This is a genomic window from Metapseudomonas resinovorans (assembly GCF_002003485.1).
Classification (GTDB): Bacteria; Pseudomonadota; Gammaproteobacteria; order Pseudomonadales; family Pseudomonadaceae; genus Metapseudomonas; species Metapseudomonas resinovorans_D.
Genome location: NZ_BDMA01000119.1, coordinates 1 through 307 on the forward strand (window position 1 = coordinate 1; position 307 = coordinate 307).

Here is a 307-nt window from a genome sequence, read left to right on the forward strand (position 1 = left end):
CCCTACGGTGAAGTTCGAGCGGTCAGCCCAGCAAGAACCGCATCGCATCCGCCGCGCTCTGCTGCGGAATTTCTTCCATCGGGACGTGCCCCACACCGAAATAGGTCTTCATCTGGATTCCCGGTAGATCGCGTTCCACAGCGGTACATGCTTCGGCGAAATCCAGCGGTCCTTCGCCCCATCCGGATGAGAAAAACGGCCCTTTAGGGCCGTTTTCGTTTGAACAGGTGGTGATCGGTAGGGTGCGCCGTGCGCACCAGGAAGTCCGCACGGGCAACTCGGTGCGCGCGGCGCACCCTACGGTGAA

1 pseudogene is annotated in these 307 nt (G+C 61.2%); it reads right to left on the minus strand.

Going from position 1 to position 307, the window contains the following annotated elements:
• Positions 1-22: 22 nt before the first annotated feature.
• A pseudogene (locus tag MnOB_RS28475) lies at positions 23-180 on the minus strand (alpha/beta fold hydrolase); the annotation flags it as partial.
• Positions 181-307 lie beyond the last annotated feature (127 nt).